Raw genomic sequence first — 3,904 nt, forward strand, 5'->3', positions numbered from 1 at the left:
GGCTGGATTTGCCCCGTCCGGCGTTCGGGAGGCGGGTCTCAGTCCTGCTTCTCGCCGCTCGCGAAACGGGAGATGACCAGGGCGACGATGATGATCGCGCCGTTGAGGAACTGGTTCCACAGCGCCGGGACGCCGCCGAGGGTCATCACGTTGACCACCAGTTGGAGCGTCAGTACGCCGGTCAGCGCACCGAACAGGGTGCCGCGTCCGCCCTTGAGGCTGATGCCGCCGATGACCGCGGCGGCGAACACCTGGAAGATCCAGCCGTTGCCCTGGGTCGCCGCGACCGATCCGTAGTGGCCGGTGTAAAGGATGCCTGCGAAGGCCGCCAGCAGGCCGCCGATGGCGAGGACGATCCAGGTGACCCGGTCCACCCGGATGCCCGCGGCGCGCGCGGCCTCCGGGTTGCCGCCGATCGCGTACAGCGAACGCCCGTGGCGCAGCCAGGCCAGCGCGGCACCGCCGACGGCGAACAGCGCCAGGCAGATCCAGACGGCGGCCGGTGCGCCGAACCACTCGCTCTTGCCGAGGTAGCGGAAGGACTCCGGTACGTCGGTGATGGACTTGCCCTCGGTGATGCCGATGTGGAGGCCGCGCAGCATGGTGAGCATGCCGAGCGTGGCGATGAAGCCGTTGACCCGGAGTTTCAGCATCAGGAAGCCGTTGACCGCACCGATGGCGAGGCCCACGAGCAGACAGAGCGGGATCGCCGACCAGGTGGGCAGCAGGCCCAGGCCCGCGAAGCGGCCGCCCTCCGTGGGCAGGACGAGCCACATCGCGACGACGGGCGCGATGCCGATCGTCGACTCCAGCGACAGGTCCATCCGCCCGCAGATCAGGATCAGCGCCTGGCCCAGGACCAGCAGGCTCAGCTCGGAGGACTGCTGGACGACGCTGATCAGGTTCTCGGAGGTCAGGAACACCGGCGAGACGATGAACCCGATCACCATCAGCACCAGGATCACCGGTACCAGGGAGAAGTCGCTCCACCGGATCAGCTTCAGCCGGTCCAGCGGGCGCTCGCCCGTCGGAGAGCCCTTCGGCCCGCCGTTGATGTCGTCGGCCGCCGCGGGCCGTACCGTGCCGGTCATTCCCTTTCCCCCACACCTTCCATGGCGGCGACGAGTTCCCCGTCGGTCCACCCGCTGGCGAATGTCGCGACCACACGCCCGTGGAACAGGGCGAGCACCCGGTCGCAGACCCGCAGATCGTCCAGTTCGTCCGAGATGATCACTGCGGCGTTCCCCTCGTCGGCGACCCGCCGTACGACTCCGAGCAGCGAGTCCTTGGACTTGACGTCCACACCCGCGGTGGGCCGGACCGCCACCAGCACGCTCGGGTTGCGGGCCAGCGCGCGGGCGACCACCACCTTCTGCTGGTTTCCGCCGGAGAGTCCGGAGACGGGCTGCTCGGGCCCCTGTGTCTTGATGTCCAGCGAGGCGATCATGGTCCGTGCGAACTCCCTGGTACGGGAGGGCAGTACGGTCCCCCACGGGCCGAGCTGATCGGTGACGGTGAGGGTGGCGTTCTCGGCGACGCTGCGTTCCAGGACGAGGCCCTGGTCGTGCCGGTCCTCGGGGATGTAGCCGATCCCGGCGTCCAGTGCGTGCGGCACGCTGCCGGAGCGCACGGCCTTGCCGTGGACAAGGACCGTGCCGCCGCCCGCCTTGCGCATTCCGGCCAGGGTCTCGCCCAGGGCCGTGTTGCCGCTGGCCGCGGAGCCGGCCAGGCCGAGCACCTCGCCGGGGCGGACCTCCAGGTCCAGGGGTTCGAACCGGCCCTGGATGGTGAGGCGCTCGGTACGCAGGACGGGGGCGGCCGATTCGTCCCGTGCCGTCGCGCCGTCACCGCTCGCGTGCCAGGCCGTGGCGCCGGCGGACTGTTCGCCGGTCATCGCCGCCACCAGTTCCGCCTTGGCGACGTCGGCCACCGGGGCGGTGAGCACATGGCGGGCGTCGCGGTAGACGGTGACCGCCGTACACAGCTCGTACACCTCCTGCAGATGGTGGGAGATGAAGAGGAACGCCACTCCCTGACTCTGCAGTTCCCTGAGCTTGTCGAAGAGCCGCCCGATGCCTCGGGCGTCGAGCTGGGCGGTCGGCTCGTCCAGGATGATCAGCCGGGCGCCGAAGGACAGCGCCCGGGCGATCTCGACGAACTGCCGCTGCTCGACGGCGAGATCGCGCGCCCGGGTGCCGGGGTCGACCTGGACGCCGTACTCGCCGAGAAGCCCTTCGGCCCGCTTGCGGAGCTTCCCCCAGCTGATCCAGCGGGCGTTGTCGTCGAAGCGGTTGAGGAAGAGGTTCTCGGCGACGGTCAGATCGGGGACGACCATCGACTTCTGGTAGACGCAGGCGACCTTCGACTGCCAGGCCGTGGTGTCCCCGAAGGCGGGCGCGGGCTCCCCACCGAAGGTGACCGTGCCCGCGTCCGCCTTGTGGAGCCCGGTCAGGACACTGACCAGCGTCGACTTGCCCGCGCCGTTGCGGCCGACGAGGGCGTGGGACTCACCGGGCCGCACGGTGAGCTTCACTCCGTCGAGCGCCACGGTCGGCCCGAAGCGTTTGACGATGCCCGCCGCCTGTACGGCGGGCGGTGCCTTTTCCATCAGACCCCTTCTCAGCGAAACGCTGTAGTCATGTCGGTGCTCTGCCCACGGGCAGAGCACAGGGCTTGGCCGCGCCTCGGTTCCTCGGAGCCGAGGGGGAAGCCCTCTCGGTAACGAGAGGGAGGAGTCACGGCTAGCTCTTCTTCTCCAGCTGATTGGCCCACAGCTTCGGGTCGTCCACGTTGTCCTTGGTCACCAGCGGCGCGGGAAGCTGGTCCTCGAAGCCGTTCGGAATCTTGATGATGTTCGAGTCGTGGTCGGTCGGGCCTTCCTTGAAGGTCTTGCCGTCCAGGGCCGCCTTCGCGTAGTACAGCGCGTACTTCGCGTACAGGTCGGCGGGCTGGGAGATCGTCGCGTCGATCTTCCCGGCCTTGATGGCGTCGAACTCCTCCGGGATGCCGTCGTTGGAGATGATCGTGATGTGGCCCGGTGTACCGGCCGGCTTCAGCAGCTTCTTCTGCTCCAGGAGCGCCAGGGTGGGCTGCAGGAAGACGCCGCCCGCCTGCATGTAGATGCCGTTGATGTCGGGGTTGGCGGCCAGGGTGGCCTGGAGCTTGGCGGAAGCGACATCGCCCTTCCAGTCGGTGGCCAGCTCGAAGAGCTTGATGCCGGGGAAGTCCTTGTCCATGCAGGCCTTGAACGCCTCGGACCGGTCACGGCCGTTGATCGAGGCGAGGTCGCCCTGGAACTCGACGACCTTGCCCTTGCCCTTCAGCTGCTCGCCGAGGTACTTGCAGGCGTTGGTCCCGTACGCCTTGTTGTCGGCCCGCACCACCATGTAGATGTTGCCCTTGTCGGGGCGGGTGTCGACGCTGATGACGGGGATCTTCTTCTCGTTCAGCGTGTTGAGCGACTCGGCGATCGCACCGGTGTCCTGAGGTGCCATCACGACGGCCTTGGCGCCCTGGTCGGTGAAGGTCTGGACGTTGGCGACCAGCTTGCCGATGTCGTTCTGCGAGTTGGTCAGCGGCAGGGCCTTGACCTCGCCCGCCTTGACCCCCTTCTGCACATAGTTCTGGTACGAGTTCCAGAAGTCGCTGTCGCTGCGCGGCAGGTCGATTCCGACCTTCCCGCCGCCCGCGCCGTCAGCGGAGGACTCGCGGTTGCAGCCCGCGAGGGCAGTGACGGCCAGCAGTACGGCGCAGGCTGCCGCACTCGTCGTACGCACTCTCATTGGTGTCCCAATCCTTGGTGGAGTACCGGTCGGAGCTCTGGAGGCAGAGCGGCGATGCGTGGTGCGCGGGGGCGCGGCCCGGTGGTGCGGCTCGGGCCTGTCCGGCGGATCAGGGCCGGACC

Annotated in this window: 3 protein-coding genes; all 3 read right to left on the reverse strand. The window is 68.6% G+C overall.

What is annotated here, in order from left to right; genetic code table 11:
• Window positions 1-38: 38 nt before the first annotated feature.
• A complete protein-coding gene (locus ACFU8Q_RS39985; RefSeq protein WP_384464691.1) occupies window positions 39-1,091 on the reverse strand; it encodes an ABC transporter permease in 1,053 nt (350 codons plus the stop codon).
• A complete protein-coding gene (locus tag ACFU8Q_RS39990) occupies window positions 1,088-2,608 on the reverse strand; it encodes a sugar ABC transporter ATP-binding protein (protein ID WP_384464694.1) in 1,521 nt (506 codons plus the stop codon). The genes ACFU8Q_RS39985 and ACFU8Q_RS39990 overlap by 4 nt, the downstream gene beginning before the upstream one ends.
• A 133-nt stretch (window positions 2,609-2,741) precedes the next feature.
• Window positions 2,742-3,782, reverse strand: coding sequence for a sugar ABC transporter substrate-binding protein (locus ACFU8Q_RS39995; RefSeq protein ID WP_384464697.1), 1,041 nt, complete (start codon window positions 3,780-3,782; stop codon window positions 2,742-2,744).
• Window positions 3,783-3,904: the final 122 nt, after the last annotated feature.

The organism is Streptomyces sp. NPDC057543 (assembly GCF_042801895.1).
Taxonomy (GTDB): domain Bacteria; phylum Actinomycetota; class Actinomycetes; order Streptomycetales; family Streptomycetaceae; genus Streptomyces.